The 19,594-nt window shown below is 36.4% G+C and carries 19 protein-coding genes; 4 read left to right on the top strand and 15 right to left on the bottom strand.

Annotation, left to right across the window (positions count from 1 at the left end; all coding sequences use genetic code 11):
* Positions 1 to 132: 132 nt before the first annotated feature.
* From DLJ74_RS00675 to DLJ74_RS00695, 5 genes are all read right to left on the bottom strand, one after another.
* A complete protein-coding gene (locus DLJ74_RS00675; protein WP_109982920.1) occupies positions 133 to 1,167 on the bottom strand; it encodes a sensor histidine kinase in 1,035 nt (344 codons plus the stop codon).
* 37 nt (positions 1,168 to 1,204) lie between these two features.
* Entirely contained in the window at positions 1,205 to 1,888 is a 684-nt protein-coding gene (locus DLJ74_RS00680) for a response regulator transcription factor (protein ID WP_181397403.1), read from the bottom strand.
* 487 nt (positions 1,889 to 2,375) lie between these two features.
* Positions 2,376 to 4,457 carry a heavy metal translocating P-type ATPase gene (locus DLJ74_RS00685; RefSeq protein ID WP_219987211.1) on the bottom strand — a complete coding sequence of 694 codons (2,082 nt, stop codon included), beginning with the start codon at positions 4,455 to 4,457 and terminating at the stop codon, positions 2,376 to 2,378.
* A gap of 429 nt (positions 4,458 to 4,886) precedes the next feature.
* The gene (locus DLJ74_RS00690) at positions 4,887 to 5,189 is read right to left on the bottom strand and encodes a metal-sensing transcriptional repressor (RefSeq protein WP_054860466.1); all 303 of its coding nucleotides are present in this window, start codon (positions 5,187 to 5,189) and stop codon (positions 4,887 to 4,889) included.
* Positions 5,190 to 5,782: 593 nt separating this feature from the next.
* Complete coding sequence (locus DLJ74_RS00695) at positions 5,783 to 6,991, bottom strand: helix-turn-helix domain-containing protein (protein ID WP_109982921.1); 1,209 nt, start codon at positions 6,989 to 6,991, stop codon at positions 5,783 to 5,785.
* 164 nt (positions 6,992 to 7,155) lie between these two features.
* On the opposite strand from DLJ74_RS00695, the gene DLJ74_RS00700 reads away from it, so the two are divergent.
* The 4 genes from DLJ74_RS00700 (at position 7,156) to DLJ74_RS00715 (ending at position 12,347) form a co-directional block, all read left to right on the top strand.
* Positions 7,156 to 8,478, top strand: coding sequence for an ABC transporter substrate-binding protein (locus DLJ74_RS00700; protein ID WP_109982922.1), 1,323 nt, complete (start codon positions 7,156 to 7,158; stop codon positions 8,476 to 8,478).
* A 76-nt stretch (positions 8,479 to 8,554) separates the two neighbouring features.
* Entirely contained in the window at positions 8,555 to 9,457 is a 903-nt protein-coding gene (locus tag DLJ74_RS00705) for a carbohydrate ABC transporter permease (protein ID WP_181397404.1), read from the top strand.
* A complete protein-coding gene (locus tag DLJ74_RS00710) occupies positions 9,457 to 10,281 on the top strand; it encodes a carbohydrate ABC transporter permease (protein WP_181397405.1) in 825 nt (274 codons plus the stop codon). The genes DLJ74_RS00705 and DLJ74_RS00710 overlap by 1 nt, the downstream gene beginning before the upstream one ends.
* Before the next feature lie 23 nt (positions 10,282 to 10,304).
* Positions 10,305 to 12,347 (top strand): beta-galactosidase, encoded by a 2,043-nt coding sequence (locus tag DLJ74_RS00715; protein WP_109982923.1) that lies wholly within the window; start codon positions 10,305 to 10,307, stop codon positions 12,345 to 12,347.
* A gap of 70 nt (positions 12,348 to 12,417) precedes the next feature.
* Here the strand turns inward: DLJ74_RS00715 and DLJ74_RS00720 are convergent, their stop codons facing one another.
* From DLJ74_RS00720 to DLJ74_RS00765, 10 genes are all read right to left on the bottom strand, one after another.
* A complete protein-coding gene (locus DLJ74_RS00720; RefSeq protein ID WP_109982924.1) occupies positions 12,418 to 12,813 on the bottom strand; it encodes a DUF2178 domain-containing protein in 396 nt (131 codons plus the stop codon).
* On the bottom strand, positions 12,806 to 13,018 hold the full coding sequence (locus DLJ74_RS00725) for a helix-turn-helix transcriptional regulator (protein WP_109982925.1): 213 nt from the start codon (positions 13,016 to 13,018) through the stop codon (positions 12,806 to 12,808). Before DLJ74_RS00725 ends, DLJ74_RS00720 begins: the two co-directional genes overlap by 8 nt.
* A 114-nt stretch (positions 13,019 to 13,132) precedes the next feature.
* Positions 13,133 to 13,741, bottom strand: a complete 609-nt coding sequence (locus DLJ74_RS00730) for a lysozyme inhibitor LprI family protein (RefSeq protein ID WP_054860470.1) — start codon at positions 13,739 to 13,741, stop codon at positions 13,133 to 13,135.
* A 28-nt stretch (positions 13,742 to 13,769) separates the two neighbouring features.
* Positions 13,770 to 14,471 carry an FAD-dependent oxidoreductase gene (locus DLJ74_RS00735; protein ID WP_109982926.1) on the bottom strand — a complete coding sequence of 234 codons (702 nt, stop codon included), beginning with the start codon at positions 14,469 to 14,471 and terminating at the stop codon, positions 13,770 to 13,772.
* Between the two features lie 19 nt (positions 14,472 to 14,490).
* Positions 14,491 to 14,862 carry an iron chaperone gene (locus tag DLJ74_RS00740; RefSeq protein ID WP_109982927.1) on the bottom strand — a complete coding sequence of 124 codons (372 nt, stop codon included), beginning with the start codon at positions 14,860 to 14,862 and terminating at the stop codon, positions 14,491 to 14,493.
* Positions 14,863 to 14,882: 20 nt separating this feature from the next.
* Positions 14,883 to 15,272 carry an SRPBCC family protein gene (locus tag DLJ74_RS00745; RefSeq protein WP_109982928.1) on the bottom strand — a complete coding sequence of 130 codons (390 nt, stop codon included), beginning with the start codon at positions 15,270 to 15,272 and terminating at the stop codon, positions 14,883 to 14,885.
* A gap of 3 nt (positions 15,273 to 15,275) precedes the next feature.
* On the bottom strand, positions 15,276 to 15,596 hold the full coding sequence (locus DLJ74_RS00750; protein ID WP_109982929.1) for an ArsR/SmtB family transcription factor: 321 nt from the start codon (positions 15,594 to 15,596) through the stop codon (positions 15,276 to 15,278).
* Between the two features lie 149 nt (positions 15,597 to 15,745).
* The gene (locus DLJ74_RS00755) at positions 15,746 to 16,390 is read right to left on the bottom strand and encodes a methyltransferase family protein (protein ID WP_109982930.1); all 645 of its coding nucleotides are present in this window, start codon (positions 16,388 to 16,390) and stop codon (positions 15,746 to 15,748) included.
* Positions 16,391 to 16,452: 62 nt separating this feature from the next.
* Positions 16,453 to 16,842, bottom strand: coding sequence for a hypothetical protein (locus tag DLJ74_RS00760; RefSeq protein ID WP_054789226.1), 390 nt, complete (start codon positions 16,840 to 16,842; stop codon positions 16,453 to 16,455).
* 289 nt (positions 16,843 to 17,131) lie between these two features.
* The gene (locus tag DLJ74_RS00765; RefSeq protein WP_109982931.1) at positions 17,132 to 19,033 is read right to left on the bottom strand and encodes an endonuclease MutS2; all 1,902 of its coding nucleotides are present in this window, start codon (positions 19,031 to 19,033) and stop codon (positions 17,132 to 17,134) included.
* Positions 19,034 to 19,594: the final 561 nt, after the last annotated feature.

Below are 19,594 nucleotides of genomic sequence, written 5' to 3' on the forward strand. Positions count from 1 at the left end.
TACGGTTGGATTTTCCGCTTGTCGTACGTTTTACATGACAATTTGGCAGGACAACGTGACAATATTGTCACGTTCACTATTCCACACCAAAAAAACAGCCAGGAGCAATCCTGACTGCTTCATAGTTGGATATTACTCGCCCGCCCCTCTCCGGACAGCTTCGAAGGAGTTAGGTTCGACAAAGATCATTCGCATTACCGTTCCTTTCTTTTGACCGGGTTGCGCTTTGAGGGTAATTCCTAATTTATCTGCAACGGTTTTTGCAAGATAGAGCCCGAGTCCGGTCGCTGCGTTTTGAATCCTGCCGTTTTCGCCCGTGAAGCCTTTGTCAAAGATACGCGGCAATTCATGTGGCTGTATTCCCGGTCCTTCATCGATGACATCCAAAAAGACTTGGCCTGTCTCCGTTACATCCGTCACGATCATAAGTGCCGTATTCGCAGGATTATATTTCACGGCATTCGTCAACAGTTGCCGAAGGATGAAACGGCACCATTTTTGGTCTGTAATGGCCTTTACATCCGTTCCTTCGATACTGACCGCCAGATTTTTTTCCATACACCACGGCGCCAGCTCCCGTACTTCTTCCACAGCAAGGCGCTGTATAGAGGCCAATTCAAGAACATAGTCTGATTCGATCGCGGGCAGACGTGTCATATGCAGCTGCCGGTCAACCAACAAATACACCCGCAACCATTCCGCTTCAATTTTACGTATTTCCGGATCACTTGGCTGGGCGTCCAAGATCAGCTTCATGGCGGTGAGAGGAGTCTTCACCTCATGGATCCATGAGGCCGTAAATTCATTCTCGATCAGTTGAGATTCTTTATAGTCAGAAAGCTTTCGTTTGAACTGAAGGGAGGCCTCCCGTAAGATGTCGTTGGTCATCTGATCTAGGCCGTTCCCAGGTTCAGGAAGTGTCTCCATCCAGTCTAAGGCCATGTCTTCCTGCAGAGCAGCCAACGCGGCGGCATATTTTGTCTCTTTTTTGAAGCGCCATATAAAAAACAGGAGAAAGGACAGAATAAATGAGGCGTTAAAATAAAAAAGAGAAGTAGATGTGACCTGGATGCCTTGATCAAGCAGGATCAGAGCATTGGCTAAGCCGAGCAAGCCGGCAAACAGTAAAATCCAGCTTTTCCTTGCATCAACGTAACGGATAAACATGGCTCGGTTCCCCCCTATTAATACATGTTCATAATCTCTATAAAGTGATGGCCATATAACCCAGCCCTTTTTTTGTCACAATAGCGTCTGCCAAATCGATTGTCTCTAGCTTATGCCGCAAACGAGTTACATTCGCCGTGAGGGTATTGTCGTTCACGAACTGCTCATCCTCCCACAGTTTTCGTATCAAGTCATGGCGCGAGATAATGACATTGTTGGTTCTCACAAGCGTGATCAGTATAAAAAATTCGTTTTTTGTTAAATCCACTTCTTTCCCAGCTTTTCGAATTATACCTCGATTCAAATCAATCAAGGCGCCATTCCATTCAAGAATATTCGATTGCTCTTCGCCATAAGCATATGTCCTCCGGAGAACGGCTTGAATTTTGGCATAAAGCACATCTGTATGAAACGGCTTCTGGATGAAGTCGTCCGCTCCCATGCTCAGTGCCATGACCATATCCATTGGGTGATCGCGAGAGGAAAGGAAAACAATGGGTACTTTGGATACAGCGCGAATCTCGCGACACCAATGAAAACCGTCAAATTTCGGGAGTATGACATCCATGATGACGAGCTGAGGCTGTTGTTCAAGAAATGAACGCATCACACCTTCAAAATCATCTGGTCTCGTGACCCGGAACGACCAAGCCTCTAGACCTTTCTTCAATGCAGCAAACAAAGCATCATCATCTTCAACAACAAATATGTTTATCTTCATCGAGCCAGCCTCCTAGTGTCGCAAATTTGACTCTTGTAAATAAAATAATATGAGGTAACAAAGAATTACTCCTCTTTATTGTATCACAATTAATGTTTCACCTATGGTGGGGGTACGGAAACGATTCGAGGATTGAGGGGCACTATGAAAACAAACCGTTTGGTTAGATCGATCTCTCTCGATCATCAATAGCACGCGCAACGTGTTTGTGTCTGGCGATATCTATGCAACAGTGATTGTGTTTTCCGTTATTTGCATTAATCGAGTAAAATTTATTTTGACTCCTCCTTCGGTATTTTCGAGGTCATTATTTCGTGACGTGACACTCTCTATACACCAAGGAAGGCTTTTTTGTGTAATTCCAAAAACCTTATTTCGGGTCAAATTTATTTCTACAGGAAGGCTTTTTTATAAAAAACCCTTTGGACAAATCATTTCCAAAGGGTAGATTTTAACAATTTAAATAAGAGGGACTTACAGACGTAATCTAAGCTTTCAACAATTTTGCATTAATAGCTACGATAATCGTACTCAAACTCATTAGAACTGCTCCAACTGCTGGGCTTAACACAATACCAATAGGTGCTAATATACCAGCTGCTAGCGGGATAGCCAATATATTGTACCCTGCAGCCCACCATAAATTCTGAGTCATTTTACGATAGGTTTTCTTCGACAAACTAATTAAGGAGACAACATCCTTTGGGTTACTTTTCACAAGCACTACATCAGCTGTTTCCATTGCTACATCTGTTCCAGCTCCTATGGCAATTCCTAAATCAGCTGTTGCAAGAGCAGGAGCATCATTAATTCCGTCTCCTGTCATTGCCACCCTCCAGCCTTTTTCCTTAATTTTCTTAACTTGATCCGCTTTTTTGTCTGGTAAAACTTCGGCATATACCTCATCAATATTCAATTGTTCGGCAACCCAATTAGCCACCTTTTTGTTATCACCAGTTAGCATAATCGAATGTATATCAATTTCCTTTAGCTTAGCAATGGCTTCTTTTGCGGTTTCTCTTACCATATCTGCTAAAGCAATCATACCAACTAGTGCATCATCTATTAAAACAAATACGACTGTTTTCCCTTTCTCCGACATCTGATTAAACTGTTGCTTATCATAGGTAAGATGATTGTCATCGACATAACCAGGACTGACCACATTAATTTTTTGACCATTAATGGTTCCTTGAATTCCCTTTCCAGTAATTGATTCGAAATTCGTTATTTTTTGTAGATGCATTCCTTTTTCTTTTGCTGAAGTAACGATACCTGTTGCAAGGGGATGCTCTGAATTCTGCTCCAAGCTTGCTGCTATATTTAGAACTTCCTCCTCTTGATATCCTTCATTTGGAATAATATTGGTTACACCAAATTCTCCTTTTGTCAGCGTACCTGTTTTATCAAAAACAACGGCATTTAAATTTCTCGCACCTTCAAAATTGGCACGATTACGGATAAGTAAGCCTTGTTTTGCAGAAATAGCTGTAGATACTGCTACAACAAGAGGTGCAGCTAAACCAAGTGCATGTGGACAAGTGATGACCATAACCGTCACCATTCGTTCCAGTGATGTATCAAATGGGTATCCAAGCCCAAGCCAAACGAATAAGGTAATAAATCCAGCAGCAAGCGCAATATAAAATAACCATTTTGCTGCCCGATTGGTAACATCCTGTGTTCGTGATCTTGAATCTTGTGCCTCTTTGACCAGTGTAATGACTTGTGAAAGATAAGAAGCTGCACCGGTTTTTTCAACCTGTATCGTAAGTGAACCTTCCTTATTCACCGAACCGCCGATAACTTCATCACCTTTATTCTTTTCCACAGGTACGGATTCTCCTGTAAGCATCGACTCATCTATTGCTGAATTTCCATCTAGGATTGTTCCATCCACTGGGACTTTTTCTCCAGGTTTGACCAAAACACGATCGGCATTCTTTAACTCAGAAACTGGTATGTCTTCCACTTCGTCTTGTTCGTCGAGTTTATGAGCCTCACTAGGCATGAGCTTGACAAGCTCCTCTAGCGCATTGGACGCTCCCATCACGGAACGCATTTCGATCCAATGTCCTAATAGCATAATGTCAATCAATGTGGCTAGCTCCCAGAAAAAATCCTTCCCTTCTAAGCCAAACACAGTGAGCGAACTATAGGCATAAGCAACAAAGATTGCTAAGCCAATGAGTGTCATCATTCCAGGGTTTTTATCTTTTAATTCACTAATTGCCCCGGTAATAAATGGCCAACCACCATAGAAAAAGATAAAGGTAGCAAGTAGGAATAAGATATAGGAATTGTATAGAGGTTGCCAATTTACCCCGAAAAAGCTTTGAATCATCGGAGATAAAATAAGAATTGGAATGGTAACCATTAAGGAAATGTAGAACCTTTTTTTAAAGTCTTTCACCATATGCTCATGATGATGGCTATGGTCATGTCCGTTATGATTTTCATACTCACTATGATGATGTTCTTCATGACTATGATGCTTTGAATGGTCATGATGAGCATGGCTTTCAGAATAGTTTTCTTCATGATTAGAACGTCCTTGAACATGATTCATATGTTTAGAATCATGCATTGCTTCTTTCTTTGTATCTCCCTCTCTTACCAAGCTAATCACTTCCTTTTTTTATCTAATATTCCTTTCTAATTAAACTTCTATCCATTTGAAGCTCTGTATTTTTACTGATAATACAATACCCTTGTAAGGTATTAGACAAACATTTCATATTAAGTAAAAGAGCCGACCCAATAAAAAAAAAACGGATCAGCTCTTATATATTTATGCTACGACATCGTAGCCTTGATCTTCTACTGCTTCGCTTAAATCAGTAATCGTAACCTTAGTCTCATCAAACGGCAACACTCACTTTTTCAGTAAAATTAACCTCTGCACGGACTCCATCCATTTTATTTAGAGCAAGCTGCACAAGTCATTCCTGTAATTCCAAACGTAACATGCCTTTCATCACTCATGTTCTAAGCCCACTTATTTGGAAAATTGTTTCATCACTTCGAGTAATTCATCAATAACTTCGTCTCCGTCTCCAGATTTAACCGCATGGCTAACACAATGCTTAGCATGCCTTTCCGCTACCGTGAATCCTACTTTTTTTAGTGCTGCATTAATCGCACTAATTTGCACGAGTATATCAGGACAATACCGGTCCTCCTCCACCATTTTCTGAATACCACGCACCTGACCTTCTATTCGTTTAAGGCGATTGATAACCTTCTCTTTCTCATCTTTTGTTCTAGGTGTAATGGGATGATCATGAAGAAATTCTCCCATTCGCTTCACTTCCTTTCTTTTCATAAAAATACTATACCATTAATCGTATTTATGTGAATAAAGAAAACTCGGCAACTGCCGAGCATTACATGAACATTATTTGATGCATTAAGTTTATCCATTTATAAAGTTTGTATTCTTTTAGATAATATGGATATAGACACAAATAACCACCCTTGAGCCTGACAAGCAACTAAGGTGTGGTTATAAAAAATACCTATAGTGTGTCGCTCCCTTGAAGGGCTATTGCACTACTGTTCGGTGAACCACCACCAAGACGAACTATATTATTATACGACTTTCTATTTATATTATACTGGATAAGAAATTTTAACAAATAACTTATTTTGTTGAAATACCCAATACAAAAAAGTCAGTAAATGAAAATATGTAATCTATTTTCGTTAGACAATCTTAACCATTTACAAAAAAATAACGCATGATCTCTAACTAGAATCATGCGTCCATGGACTTTTACCATGATCAACAGGGAAATAGCTTACATTGATATTATACAAAAAACAAAATCAACCTTTTATCAATAACATCACTATTTTTGATATAAACAAAGATAAAGTGAATTCCATTTTTTATTAGTATGGATCAAATCTGTTTTTTTTTATGTATTCTCCCGGTGTCATTTTAGTATGTCTTTTAAATACTTTAATGAAATAACTTTGGTCGGAAAAATGAAGGGTATTGCAAATTTCTGTAATAGAACGATTAAAATAAAGCATCATATTTTTTGCTTCTTTCACTTTCACCTTTTGGGTGTATTCGGAAATAGACATACCTGTCTCCTTCTTAAATAGATTAGAAAGATACTTCGGATTTAATCCAAGTTTTTCAGCAACCCAACTAACCGATAAATCAGATTCATAGATATGTTTGTAAATATATTCTTGGCATTGTGTAATTTTTCTAGAATATCTTTGTTGATGATGTCTCTTAACCAATTCCGCAAAATCATATAGGATCTTCTCACGAAACCAATCCACTTTGGAAATGGAATTTAACTCTTCTAAGTCCTGAATCATTACATCGCCAAGAGAATACGCATCTTCTGGGTGAAGCCCTCCTCTAATTGCAGCTCTTGTTGCTAGAGTTATAGTAGCAATGGCAATATTTTTTTGGCTTCTTAATTCACTTTTTCTAGATAAGATCCCATACTCAAAATCATCTCTTTTTCTAAACGCTTGGTGATAAGGAATGATCTCCTGCACTTTTCCTTCTTCAATGAATTGATAAATTCGACGTTCTAATAAAGGGTCATGGTGATAATAGCTATTTTCGCGAACATTTGCAATATAACTAGATTGTTTCCATTCTATCTCCGTGTCTTGTTGTTGATGTATGAACTTCAATTCCTCTCGGATATTCAATTCAGTACCTGATGTTAGGTAGTAAGCTATTTGTCCAATTTCTATTAGCTGATTACTAGTTTCTATACTCAAACTCATTAGATATGATTCAAATTCCTCCTTTAAATAGCCTCTATTAATACTGGTCAGTAATTGTACGACACCTTCTTTTGTTGGTAGATTATATACGGTTGGACCTATAATTAACCAATGTCTCTTATTTTGTTGAATAAAAGGAATACTTAGAAAACTTTCGTAATAATTAGTATTCGTTAATTGAATCTCCTTACCTAGTAAACCACAATTGATGACATGCTCCTGAAAAGTGTCGAACAAAGGATTAATGATTTTATCAGAAGAAAAGAAGGTCATATTTGCATCATAATAAATACTAATCGGAACTTTTGTTACCTCTATTAATGAACTAAGTATATTATCCATTCTAAATCCCCCTTATTTGTAAGCGTATACAATTAAAATGAATAAATTCTATATATCTAACCTTTTTTCTATATTTAACCTTATTTGTTCGCTAAAATTTTGACAAGTTAACGATGGCTATCTCGTTAACAGGGATCTAATAAAAAAACAAAGGGGTGAAGCAAATGAAAAAAATTTTAGAAAGGTTGCTCGTTGCATTTATTCTGTTAGTTTTATTAGTAGCATGTGGCGTTAATTCCTCCAGCGAACAGGATATTGAAGAATTAACTATACCTGAAAATCCCGAAGATATTAATGGAGATATTACCGTTTGGGCATGGGCATTAGAAGCAAACTATTTGGAAAAAGACGTTTTACCAGCTTTCAAGAAAATATATCCAAATATCGATGTCACTGTCGAGCACATTGGTGTGGATCAAGTATATCAAAAAGTTAGCGCTGGACTTTCAAGTGGTGGTAGTGGCTTACCTGATGTTGTACAGGTAGAGAATAACCGTATCCAATCATTTACAACTGAATTCCCGGATGCCTTTACTAACTTAAGTGCAATCGGTTACGACAAACACGAAGATAAATTTGCAAAGGCCAAGATTGAAGGTTTAAAAGATAAGAATGGAAATGTGATTGCTGCTCCACGTGATCTAGGGCCAGTTGGTGTCATTTACCGTGTTGATATTTTTGAAGAAGCAGGTGTTGATCCTTCTAAAATTGAAACATGGGATGATTACATCGAAGCAGGAAAAAAAGTTGTTGCACATACTGGAAACTATTTTCTTGGAACAGACGGTGATGGGCTATTACGGATTATGATGCAACAACAAGGGAGTTATTATTTCGATAATGAAGGTAAATTAGATATTACATCAGAGGAAGGCGAAAATGCTGCTCGAATTCTTCAAGAAATGAAAGACAATAATTTAATTACGTTTACAAATAATTGGGATGGGCAAGTTGCTGCTATGAAAAATGGAGAAGTCGCTACAAATCCGGGTGCTGTATGGTGGAGCGGTACGATGCTAGAACAAATGCCTGAACTATCTGGTAAATGGGATATGTTTATGTTACCAGCATTTGAAAAAGGTAGTACTAGGGCATCAAATGATGGTGGATCTGCATTAGCAATTCCTTCAGAGTCTGATAATAAAGTGGCAGCTTATGTCTTTACAGAGTTCGCGACAACTGACATAGATTCTCAGATTAAAGCACTCACTAATAGAGGTTTATTTCCTGCATTAACTGCAGCATATGAAGAACCTATTTTCTCTGAAAATCAAGAATATTTTAACAATGAACCATTTTTTCAAAAATTTGCCGACACAGTCGAAAACATACCAGCAGTAAATCATGATGGTGCAGAACTTGAAGTGCGTTCTGTAATGGGAAGCGAAATCGAAGCATTTCTATTAGAAGATAAAAAAGCAATGGATATGCTCCAAGACGGGGAGGAACAAGCTATACAACAAACAGGCAAAGAAACAACAGAATAAAGACCATATATCCTGAGGTTAGGCTGGTTGAAGTTTTAAACTTACCAGCCTACTTCACCACAAGGAGGGGACATTCATGGAAAATGTATCAAAAAAGGAGCAATCCACACTTTTCAAAAATGGCTTGATTACACCAAAAACTGCACCATACTTTTTTATACTACCAGCATTATTATTGTTTTTAGCTTTTACGGTATATCCAATTATTGCATCGTTCTTACTTAGTTTCCAAACACGAACAGGTGGTGTCTATACTTTTTCTGGTCTTGATAACTATATTCGGTTATTTAGTGATCCTATTTTTTACAAAGCATTAGGTAATACATTTATTCTATTAATTATCCAAGTACCTATTATGTTATTCCTCGCATTACTATTAGCAGTTTTTTTAAACTCGAAGTTATTAAATATACGTGGATTTTATAGAGTTTCCTATTTTACACCAGCTGTGACATCGTTAGTTGCTGCCTCCATTATTTTTATTCTGCTATTAAATTCAGACTATGGCCTAGTCAATTACATCTTGTCTTCTATTGGTATAGAAAAAATAAATTGGTTAACAAATGGCTTTTGGGCAAAGGTATCCTTAATTATCGTAACCACCTGGAGATGGACGGGATATAACATGGTTATTCTATTAGCAGGACTTCAGAACATTCCGAATGATCTTTATGAAGCAGCTAGTATGGATGGTGCATCACCAATTCGACAATTTTTTCATATTACCATCCCACAATTAAAACCTGTGTTATTATTTTGTTTTGTATTATCTACAATAGGAACATTTCAATTATTTGATGAACCTTATAACTTAACGAATGGTGGTCCTAATAATGCAACTTTAACCATTACGTATTATTTATATAATCAAGGTTTTAATTTCTTTGACTTCGGATATGCTTCTGCCATTGCATATGTAATCGTAGTATTTATCGCTATCCTTTCTTGGCTACAATTTAAGGTGGTGAAAGATGACTAATGAAAAACTTCTATATTAAAAAATCACTTCTACATTTTGTTTTAATTATCGGTGTTATTGTCTCATTAGGGCCATTTTATTGGATGATTGTTGGAGCAACAAACCCTTCAGGAGACGTGTTAAGTTTCCCACCCAAAATTATTCCAGGTAACTATTTCATGGAAAACTTAACTAATTTAAGTGAATCTATTCCCATCATGAAAGCACTAATCAATTCAGCCATAATAGCTATCGTTTTTGTATTAGCTAGTCTATTAGTTTGTTCAATGGCTGGTTATGCATTTGCAAAATTTAAGTTTAAAGGTAGTAATCTTATCTTTTCTAGCTTTTTGTTAGCGATGATGATACCTTATCAAGCAACCATTATTCCGTTATTCCAAATCTTTGGTGCACTTGAGTGGCTCAACACCTATCATGCTGTTATCCTGCCACAAATTTGTTATCCATTTGCTATATTCTTAATTCGTCAAAATATGAAAGGAATTCCAGATTCAATGATAGAAGCTGCCAGAATAGATGGTGCTGGTGAAATTAGCATCTTTTTCAAATTAGCATTACCAACAATGAAACCAGCTCTAGCAGCTGTAGGAATTTTCTTATTTACTCATCAATGGAACAATTTTATGTGGCCATTAATTATCATGACATCCAGTGATATGTATACATTACCAGTTGCATTATCCACATTAGCTGGATTAAATTCAGTAGATTATGGACAGCTAATGCTCGGAACTGCTATATCGGTTCTTCCGATCATGATAGTTTTCTTGATTTTACAAAAACATTTTATATCAGGAATTTTAGGAGGTTCTGTCAAAGAATAAAAGATTATGAAGGAGCATAAAGAATGAAAGATTTCCTAAACGAATCAACCATACAACTAGGTGTTTGTTATTATCCCGAACATTGGCCAGAAGAAATGTGGGAAGAAGATTTTCGTAGAATAAAAGATATGGGGTTCTTATATGTCAGAATGGCTGAATTTGCCTGGTCTATCTTTGAACCAATAGAAGGGACTTTTGAATTCGATTTATTTGACCGTGCTATTCAACTAGCAAAAAAGTATGATCTAAAAGTAATTATAGGAACACCTACCGCTACACCACCAGCATGGTTAACAGATAAATACCCTGAGGTTTTAAATGTCTCAAGAGAAGGGGTGCGCTATAACCACGGTTCTAGAAGGCACTATAATTATAATTCAGAAATTTATCGAACGTTTTCTAAAAGAATTGTTTTAGAAATGGTAGAACACTATAAGAGTAATTCAACAGTGGTTGGTTGGCAAATTGATAACGAAATCAATTGTGAAATGAATGTATTCTATTCAAACGCAGATCATGATAGCTTTCGTCAATGGGTCAAGAATAAATATCAAACATTAGAAGGACTGAATGATGCATGGGGTACTGTCTTTTGGAATCAAACCTATACGGATTGGAAACAAATTTATTTAACACGACCGACTGTTACTCATTCTTACAATCCTCACCAACTTTTAGATGAAAAGCGTTTTATCTCAGATAGCGCCATTAGCTTTGTACAAATGCAAGCAAACATTATTCGTTCTATCACAGATAAGCAGTGGGTGACCACGAATGGAATGTTCGGTCACTTGGATAATCACCGTATGACAAAAGAAGTATTAGATTTCTATGCCTATGATTCTTATCCAAACTTTAACAAGGTTATAGAGGATAAATCAATGATGCCTTTACATGACAGAAAATGGAGCATGAATTTAAGCACTGTTCGTAGTTTTGGGGGAAACTTTGCGATATTTGAACAACAAGCTGGTCCAGGGGGATGGGTAAACCGACTTGAACAACCTACACCTCGTCCAGGCCAACTGCGATTATGGACATATCAGTCGATTGCCCACGGTGCTGATTTAGTTCTTTATTTTCGATGGCGTACAGCTACCAAAGGTTCTGAAATCTACTGGCATGGCATTAATGACTATCATAATTTACCAAACCGAAGAATCACAGAACTGAAACAAACAAGTGAAGAAATTCATAAGATCGGCAATACTATCTTCCATTCAGAATACATTTCAGATGCCGCTATTTTGACCGATTACCCGAATGAATGGGATGGTGAAGAAGATAATTGGTATGGGCATTTTATTAAGGAGAGTAAAGAAGCATGGTTTAAAGCCTTTCAATATCATCATATCCCTGTCGACTTTGTCAATATCACACAAGAAATGTCCCTAGAGACGTTAGCTAAATATAGAATTCTAGTTTACCCCCACCCAGCCATTTTAACAGAGACTACAGCCCATCTATTAACACGTTATGTAGAACAAGGCGGGACCATTATTTTCGGTGCAAGAACGGGATACAAAGATTTAACAGGACAGACCTATATGAAAGCTTTCCCAGGATATATAAAGGATTTAGTAGGTGTTACAGTGGAGGAGTATACGTTATTAAATGGATGGCAGGAAAATCCAGATGTTAACCTATTAAACAAGCAATTTAAAACTACTGGTTTTAACGAAGTGCTACAGCCTGAAGTGGAGAATGTTGAAGTAATGGGAACATATCTGAATGCTCACTATGAAGGTAAACCTGCGTTGACAAAAAGAAGCGTCTCGACAGGAACTGCATACTACTACGGAAGTGTCTTTAACTACCAAACAGCATCGATCCTATTAGAAGATATGGAAGCAACCAACTATCAACATCTATTTATACTGACACCAGATATAGAGCTAGCTGTCCGGAAAAAGGATGGTGTGAGCATCTATCTTTTGCTTAATTATTCCTACCAATCACAGCATATTCAATTAAAAGCAGAAATGGAAAATCTATTAGATAACCAAACTTGTTCAGGGAGTATCACTTTGACGGGTTATGATGTATTAGTCTTAAAAGAAAAGTAATAGAAAAAAGATTTCTTGGAGGTGGACATCTATTTCTTAAAAAAGATGTCCACCAATAGCCTAATCCTTCTTATCCCTTATATCTCTTGGAATAAATAAATTCAGTGACCGGAACCGTAATAAATGTCAGACATACAACTAACAATAAAGGATAATTATCCACATTATTAAGATTACCTGTACCTTCTGAAACAAATAGTATGATGCCTGACAATACCATTAATACATAGTAACCAATTTTGGCGCTTTGTGTTTGAATATGTCTATCTAATTCATCCTTTTCACCGCCGCCTTCGTGTTGCCCCCAAGTAATCCAGTTAAAAAAGTAAGTTAATGCAAGAAAGCTAAAGAAGATAGAACCTCCATCAACCGTTCCAAATTTAAACCATTTGTATAAGGAATACCCTGCAACTAATATGAAGACCATAAACGCGATAATTGCGATAATTTTTTTAGTCTTATCCATTTCTCTTTCCCCCGTTCTTAGGTATAAATAATTGTTCCATGGGAACCGCTAAAGTTTTTGCAATATCAAAGGCTAACTGTAGACTAGGGTCATACTTATTGTTTTCAATCGCATTGATGGTTTGTCTACTTACATGGCATAATTCTGCTAATTGCCCTTGAGAAAACCCGCTTTTTTCTCGATATTCTTTTATTTTATTTTCCATTCTGAACCACCTTTTAATCTGATAAGGTGTAAAATACTTTTGACACCTTGATTATAAAATAAGACAGACATGGTGTCAAATATATTTGACATATTGTCTGTCCAGATTTAAAAGTTACTTCATGTAGTTTTCCACTAATTCGAAGCATCTCTCTTGTGTAAGATTGTTCTCAACCCTTACATATTCATATTGTTCCATTGTACCACCTTTATATTGTAGAGATGCCTCTTTTGCTGTATTATCCCGGTAATCTAACCATTCACGCTGTTCTATTCTTAGTTGTTCCATTTCTTCTGTCGGTAAAGTTTCTTCTAAAACTCCATAAATTTCATTTAACATGCCATCCAAAATATCGAAAGCATCACCTTCTATTTTTTTTAAAGCAAATGTTGTCTCATCCATAGGATTTTCTCGCATTTCTTCCACTTTCTTTTTCGTCTCATTTAATTTGTTGAGATATTCTTCCTTTAAGTCCACAGATTCTTCTTCGTTCGATGTATGTACATTCTCGCTTTGACCGTTATCCTCAACGATTTTTACGTTCGAATTATCCATATTGGAGTCATTCTCTTTAGAATCTGACTGGTCCGATTTTTCACTTGGATTTGTTGAGGTAGGTTGATCTTCTGTCTGTTTAACAGTTGACTCGTTCGTCGTGCTGCTACAAGCTGCTAGCAATAGTAATACTGCCGCTAATATTCCTAATAAAAAGTGACGTTTCATAAAATACTACCTTTCTTAAAAATTTTGTCTAATAGCCAATTAACACATCTTTTTTAATGTTTCGTTTGGAAATTTCATTATCTCGTAAATAAGTAGATGTATCCTCTACCATTGACTTCGGACCTGCAATATAGTATTTAGCATTATTCTTATAAGTACTGATGCTTTTGTCCAATGCTTGCTGTAAGTGATTCGATGAATCGAGATAAGTTAAGCCGATAGAGGTATTACTCGCTATTCTATCAAGCTCATCTTTAAAAATATAAGTTTTGTTACTGTCCAAATAGAGTAGATGCACAGGTATTTCTTTTTTCTCAGCCTCTAGTTGCTTTACGATGGAACGAAAAGGGGTAATTCCAATTCCACCCGCTATTAGTACTGTAGGGTGTTCCTCTCTTAAATAAAATGCCCCGACAGGTCCAGCCATCGTTATCTTCGTTCCTTTTGTTAATTCTAGCATTGCTTTCTTAAATTCACTAGGTTGATCACTGATTTTGGTCGTAATTTGAATCGTATTTTCCTGAGGTACAGATGCTACACTAAATGGTCGCGTATTGTTTTTTATTTTCTTGTGGGTAATTGTAAACAAGCCATATTGTCCTGCATTCCAGGTTATATCCTTTTCTTTTTCGAACAGAAAGGTATAGTAGTCTTCTGATTCTTTGTAGCTTTTTAGAAATGATAATTCTTTCTTATTGAACATGGAAAGCATATCTTTTACAAAACTCATTTCCATAGCTCCTTTCTAATTATTTTCTCCAAAAAGTAGGACAATTAGCCTTGTCCCAAATATTAAAGTCTATCATTTTCTCAAGTAATGAATAGTTAACAGGTTTATTCCACGGGAGACGAATTAATTCCTTTGTGTAATCATAGCCAGCCTTCTTAATATCCTCCTCTACATGAGAAATGGTAACACCTTCAGGGGCAACCGCTAGATGCTTTTTCGATACACTAAAACCAATAATAAAGGTACCATGATCTGTAAACATCGGTTGATTCCATTTCAATTCTGTTTCTAAACGTGGATATTTATTACTTACCCAATGCAACACTTCTTCTGTTCTTTCACGCAGGGATGGATCATCTATCCCTGCTACAAATGCCTCAAATATCGCCATGTCTTCCTACCTCCTTATCTTTACGCTTCACCTAACACTTTCTTAAGATTTTCCACCTTATACATCCAGCCATACTTCGCACCATTAAATGCTTGTCCCTCTTGATCAAATCCGGTATGTTCCAGATGCAAGTAAGTTGTCTCACCTTCTTGCTTTAAGGTCCACGTAACAATGGTGTCAATCGGTCCGCCAATCCATGTATAAGATAATTTATGAGGCTTATCTACCACCAACACTTCGCTATCTACAATTAAATCTATCTCTTCATTCCGAAACTGACATTTGTGCCCCACAATCGGTTGAAAATTATTTTCCATGACCCATTGTGCAAGAGTAGCTGAATCGGTTAAAGCCTCCCATACTTTATCGATGGAGCTCCTAAACTGAAAATCTAATGATAGATCTGCCATGATTTAATCCTCCAATATATTTTTTAATAAGGACACTCGCTCATTCCAAAACTGTTCATAATAAGAAAGCCAGTCTTTGACCTCCTGTAAAGGTGCTGGATTTAGTCTATATCTAGTTTCTCTACCTGATTTTCGATTGGTTACGAGGTCAGCCTCTTTCAGGATAGTCAAATGCTTCGAAACCGCCGTCCGCCCCATTTGGAACTGGTCTGTTAATTCATGTAAAGGTAGCTCATCTGCTTCTGCCAATAAACGGATCAATTGACGTCTTGTTGGATCTGCAATGGCAACAAAAACATCCCGTTTTTCGCAAACTTTCTTCATCATTCTATCCTCCAAATTCGATACCAATTAGTGTCCTTATTATACGACACCAATTAGTGCCGCGTCAACGAAAAAAATTGAAGCTCAGGAAGAGCTTCATTTATAAGCAAAATTATTTCAAGTGATGCTATATTATTTTCCATTTACATCTACCAAATAAAAGGGATTAACTTCTTTGTGCTCTTCTTATATTCTATGAATTGGTCTCCATATTTGTCTTGTAGATATTTATCATGATTTGGTATGTAGCTAGTAACAAATAATAAAAGTAAACCGAGGGGAATAAATAAACTAAAAAAATTATTCGTTAAGATAGCTAAGCCCAATACCCAAAGACAATCTCCGAAATAATTAATATGAATGGCGTAATGGAATAGTCCACCAGTATATAATTTCCCTTTGTTTTCTGGATTATCTTTAAAAGTCTTTCTCAACAACTCTGATCCAGTGTTGATAAAACTACCTAGTAAAAATATTATCCAGCCAACCATAAAAAGTGTCATACTAGCATCGTTATCATTAGCGATAGCTAGTAGAGGAAAACCCAGGTAGTATAAAGCAAAAGCTAAACTATTTCCGATAGCCTCCATCCACCCAATTCCTCTAGGTAACCAAAGGAACATCATGGCATTTAACCTCAGAGACGTTATAAATAGAGCCGTGAACAACCCTATCGAAAGGAAGTTTTCTTCATTCAAACTAAACAGTACATAATAGGCAATAATCAAATATACAATCTGTGCAATCAAAATAAAGCTCTTTTGTTTGGTTGATTGTTTTTGAATTCCGTACATAACGCTGGCTCCTTTTTAATGGATTGTAAGGTAGGTCTAGTTAAAGGATTTCACTTCACAAATCAAGAAGACTTCGGTTTTCTCTCCAAGATAGCTATAAAATTATCTTTATAATAGTACAACAAATAACCATGACATAGGACAAGTACTATCGCTAATGCTAGCAATGATGGATCAAGGAACAAATGGAGCAGAAAAATATTGGCAGTAATAGGTGATAATATGGTTAAGACTAAGGGGATAAATTGATGAATTAGAAGTAGAACACCACAAATAACTTCTAACGATTTTTCTATGATTAATAGATATTCAAATTCGAATAATGCCATTGCATCGGGGCTCGTTGCGATAAATGGGTCAAGCCCAAGAATAACAAAATAACCGTTAACACCAGCAACTAAAAACATCACTCCTAAAAATATTCTGCAAATTTGCATCCATAATTTTGTCAAAATAGTTACCCCCTTTCTTTTTTGGCTACTTGAGTGAAAAGCCACATTATTTTCACGCCTTAAGTGTTTTAAAGATATGCATAGGCTCTTTGCTGTAGAAACGATTTGTAGATGAAATAAAATCACATCTGATCTCTTATGTTTTATCATCCTAAACTATGGGAGATTCGTCAATGGATTTCACCCACAAAGGTTTTGGTTATGTTTTGAAAAATGAAGGGCATACCTTCCCTAAGATATGCCCTCCGTTTATTCGTTATTCTGAGATGTGATAATCGTGTTAAATTTCCTAACCTTTGTTCTTCCTTATTTCCTTCTGAATCTTGCGAAGTGCTTTTTTCGAACCCCTCTCTAAATCATGCTGCATTTTTCGTGTGTTATGATCTACAAATAATGTTTCTAAATCGTATCCTTCTGGATATAGTTCCTGCGCCTGTATATCTAAGGAGAGACGTTTCACATTTACCTCCATAAACGCTTCGTTATAGAACACAATAAGGTTACCATAATTGTTTATCCCTTTATAAACAATGGCAATGTCATCATGGTCTAATAGCTTCACACGATCGCCTTTCTTATATTCATACCTGTTTTGGGTTTCCTCTTTAACGATCTTTGGCTTTCTTTTTTTGGCTTCATTCATTATTTCTAAACGATACGCTTTATTGTTCATATATTCCTTTGCTCTTTTTAGTACGTTTTCCTTTATATTCATTTTTTCAGAGATCCATAGAGCATTACTTTCACCGGATTTCCCTATGATTAATTTATACTTTGGTTCTAATGTTTCGCTATTAAATTGCATTGCTGCATTCATAAAGTCGTTATGCATTTCAGAAAAGCGTTTAATTTCACCATAGTGTGTTGTTGCAACTGTCATACACCCCATATGATAAAATTCTTCTAAAATGGAAATCGCTAGAGCAGAGCCTTCATTCGGTTCCGTTCCACTACCTATCTCATCAAATAGTAAAAGTGTATGGTTGTTGGATACTCTCATTATTTCAGATAGGTTTTTCATGTGAGAGGAAAAGGTACTTAAGGCGTTTTCGATACTTTGATTATCTCCAATATCTACGAAGATGTTTTCAAAAACAGATATTACCGTAGCTCTATCCGCATTAATGTGAAAGCCTGACATTGTTGCTAAAGTTAATAATCCAATTGTTTTGAGAACAATCGTTTTTCCACCAGCATTTGGCCCTGTAATAATTAAGCTACGATAATTTCTTCCGATTTCAAAATCAAGTGGGACAACTTCTCCTGATAAAAGTGGATGTTTGCCCTTTACTAATTTTATATGTCCATAATCATTCAATTTGGGCTCTATCCCATCAATGTGCTTGCTGAATTTCGCTTTTGCAAACACCATATCATATTGGCTAATTAGATCAAGATTAATCTTAATGTCATCCATGTTCTCTAAGATCATGCCTGATAATGTAGCTAAAATTTGATATTCTTCAATGGCTTCTTCTGCCTTTAAACTTGCGAGTTCTTCGTTTAATTTTGTAACAGTATTCAGTTCGATAAACACCGTCGATCCTTTTGAAGATGCTTCAATAACGGTTCCTGCAACTTGGTTCTTATAGGAAGCCTTAATTGGGATCGTGTATCTATCGTTCTTCTTACTAATGAAGAATTCTTGAATATACTTCTTATTCGCATTGCTATTTATAAATTTATTTAGGCGCTCTTTCACTCTCTCTTCTACTGCTTCGATGTTTCTTCGGATCTGTCTTAATGTTTTGCTTGCAGCGGAATCGACACTATTTCCTTTGATCGAAAAATCAATCTCTTCTTCCATTTTTTCAAATTCAGACATAGAATTCGCATAAGATGCTAGTACTGGTGCAAAAAACTCTTTATCAAGCATAAACCTTTTTATTTTCCTACATCCTCTTAAAAAATCCGACACCCTGACCAATTCACTAGGATCTAGAATGATGCCTTTTTCTAAGTTTTGAAGTAGGCTTTCAATGTTAGAAACACCTAGAAATGGAACATGCCCTACGACATCTAATATGGATCGCGCCTCTGTCGTTTCATTCAAACGATTCTTCACTACCTTCATACTTGAGCTTGGTTTCAAATTATCTATCATTTTTTTCCCTAAACCACTTACACAATAAGATTTTACTATTTCTTTTAACTCGTTATATTGTAGTTTCTCAAATGTCATCTTATTCATTTTTCATACTCCTCACTATGATGATCATAATGAAGGTACCTACCGAATAGATCCCAATGAAGTGTTATTGGCCATTGAGTAAGCACAAAAAAAGCTGCGGGATACCGCAGCTTTCTTCACATTTACAAGGCTTGTGTAAATTGAAATAAGCTATCTAAAGAGTATAGCTATTTCCTCCACTTACACGCTTTATAATGTACTGTAGGTATCTTCATAGGTTTTGAAATAAATACATGGGAAAACAAGGTGACATCCTAAAAAAATCCCCTTTTTTCATCCATATTTATTTCGTTTAAAATTTATCCTATTTAGAACCTACCGCACTCACAAAAAGCACCCTTTTTTTAATTTATAGTTTCATTCATTGAAATCTAATTCTTATCGATAATTATACTATCCTGACATAACAAAGTAAAGTTGATTTATCCTATGCATTGTACAAAATTAGTATCGTTTGCCTCAACATGCTATTTTTCTTTTTCATTATCATCTAGACCGCTATTTCAAAAAATTATACGTTATTTCTTGTATATGTGTCGGAAGCTTTCCTCCACTCTTCGT

Source organism: Gracilibacillus dipsosauri, assembly GCF_003176895.1.
Lineage (GTDB): Bacteria > Bacillota > Bacilli > Bacillales > Amphibacillaceae > Gracilibacillus > Gracilibacillus dipsosauri.

What these genes read in the sequence shown, in the direction of transcription:
- DLJ74_RS00675 (WP_109982920.1), bottom strand. Translation starts at nt 1,167, where the DNA reads ATGTTTATCCGTTACGTTGATGCAAGGAAAAGCTGGATTTTACTGTTT.
- DLJ74_RS00680 (WP_181397403.1), bottom strand. Translation starts at nt 1,888, where the DNA reads ATGAAGATAAACATATTTGTTGTTGAAGATGATGATGCTTTGTTTGCT.
- DLJ74_RS00685 (WP_219987211.1), bottom strand. Translation starts at nt 4,457, where the DNA reads ATGAATCATGTTCAAGGACGTTCTAATCATGAAGAAAACTATTCTGAA.
- DLJ74_RS00690 (WP_054860466.1), bottom strand. Translation starts at nt 5,189, where the DNA reads ATGGGAGAATTTCTTCATGATCATCCCATTACACCTAGAACAAAAGAT.
- DLJ74_RS00695 (WP_109982921.1), bottom strand. Translation starts at nt 6,991, where the DNA reads ATGGATAATATACTTAGTTCATTAATAGAGGTAACAAAAGTTCCGATT.
- DLJ74_RS00700 (WP_109982922.1), top strand. Translation starts at nt 7,156, where the DNA reads ATGAAAAAAATTTTAGAAAGGTTGCTCGTTGCATTTATTCTGTTAGTT.
- DLJ74_RS00705 (WP_181397404.1), top strand. Translation starts at nt 8,555, where the DNA reads ATGGAAAATGTATCAAAAAAGGAGCAATCCACACTTTTCAAAAATGGC.
- DLJ74_RS00710 (WP_181397405.1), top strand. Translation starts at nt 9,457, where the DNA reads ATGAAAAACTTCTATATTAAAAAATCACTTCTACATTTTGTTTTAATT.
- DLJ74_RS00715 (WP_109982923.1), top strand. Translation starts at nt 10,305, where the DNA reads ATGAAAGATTTCCTAAACGAATCAACCATACAACTAGGTGTTTGTTAT.
- DLJ74_RS00720 (WP_109982924.1), bottom strand. Translation starts at nt 12,813, where the DNA reads ATGGATAAGACTAAAAAAATTATCGCAATTATCGCGTTTATGGTCTTC.
- DLJ74_RS00725 (WP_109982925.1), bottom strand. Translation starts at nt 13,018, where the DNA reads ATGGAAAATAAAATAAAAGAATATCGAGAAAAAAGCGGGTTTTCTCAA.
- DLJ74_RS00730 (WP_054860470.1), bottom strand. Translation starts at nt 13,741, where the DNA reads ATGAAACGTCACTTTTTATTAGGAATATTAGCGGCAGTATTACTATTG.
- DLJ74_RS00735 (WP_109982926.1), bottom strand. Translation starts at nt 14,471, where the DNA reads ATGAGTTTTGTAAAAGATATGCTTTCCATGTTCAATAAGAAAGAATTA.
- DLJ74_RS00740 (WP_109982927.1), bottom strand. Translation starts at nt 14,862, where the DNA reads ATGGCGATATTTGAGGCATTTGTAGCAGGGATAGATGATCCATCCCTG.
- DLJ74_RS00745 (WP_109982928.1), bottom strand. Translation starts at nt 15,272, where the DNA reads ATGGCAGATCTATCATTAGATTTTCAGTTTAGGAGCTCCATCGATAAA.
- DLJ74_RS00750 (WP_109982929.1), bottom strand. Translation starts at nt 15,596, where the DNA reads ATGAAGAAAGTTTGCGAAAAACGGGATGTTTTTGTTGCCATTGCAGAT.
- DLJ74_RS00755 (WP_109982930.1), bottom strand. Translation starts at nt 16,390, where the DNA reads ATGTACGGAATTCAAAAACAATCAACCAAACAAAAGAGCTTTATTTTG.
- DLJ74_RS00765 (WP_109982931.1), bottom strand. Translation starts at nt 19,033, where the DNA reads ATGAATAAGATGACATTTGAGAAACTACAATATAACGAGTTAAAAGAA.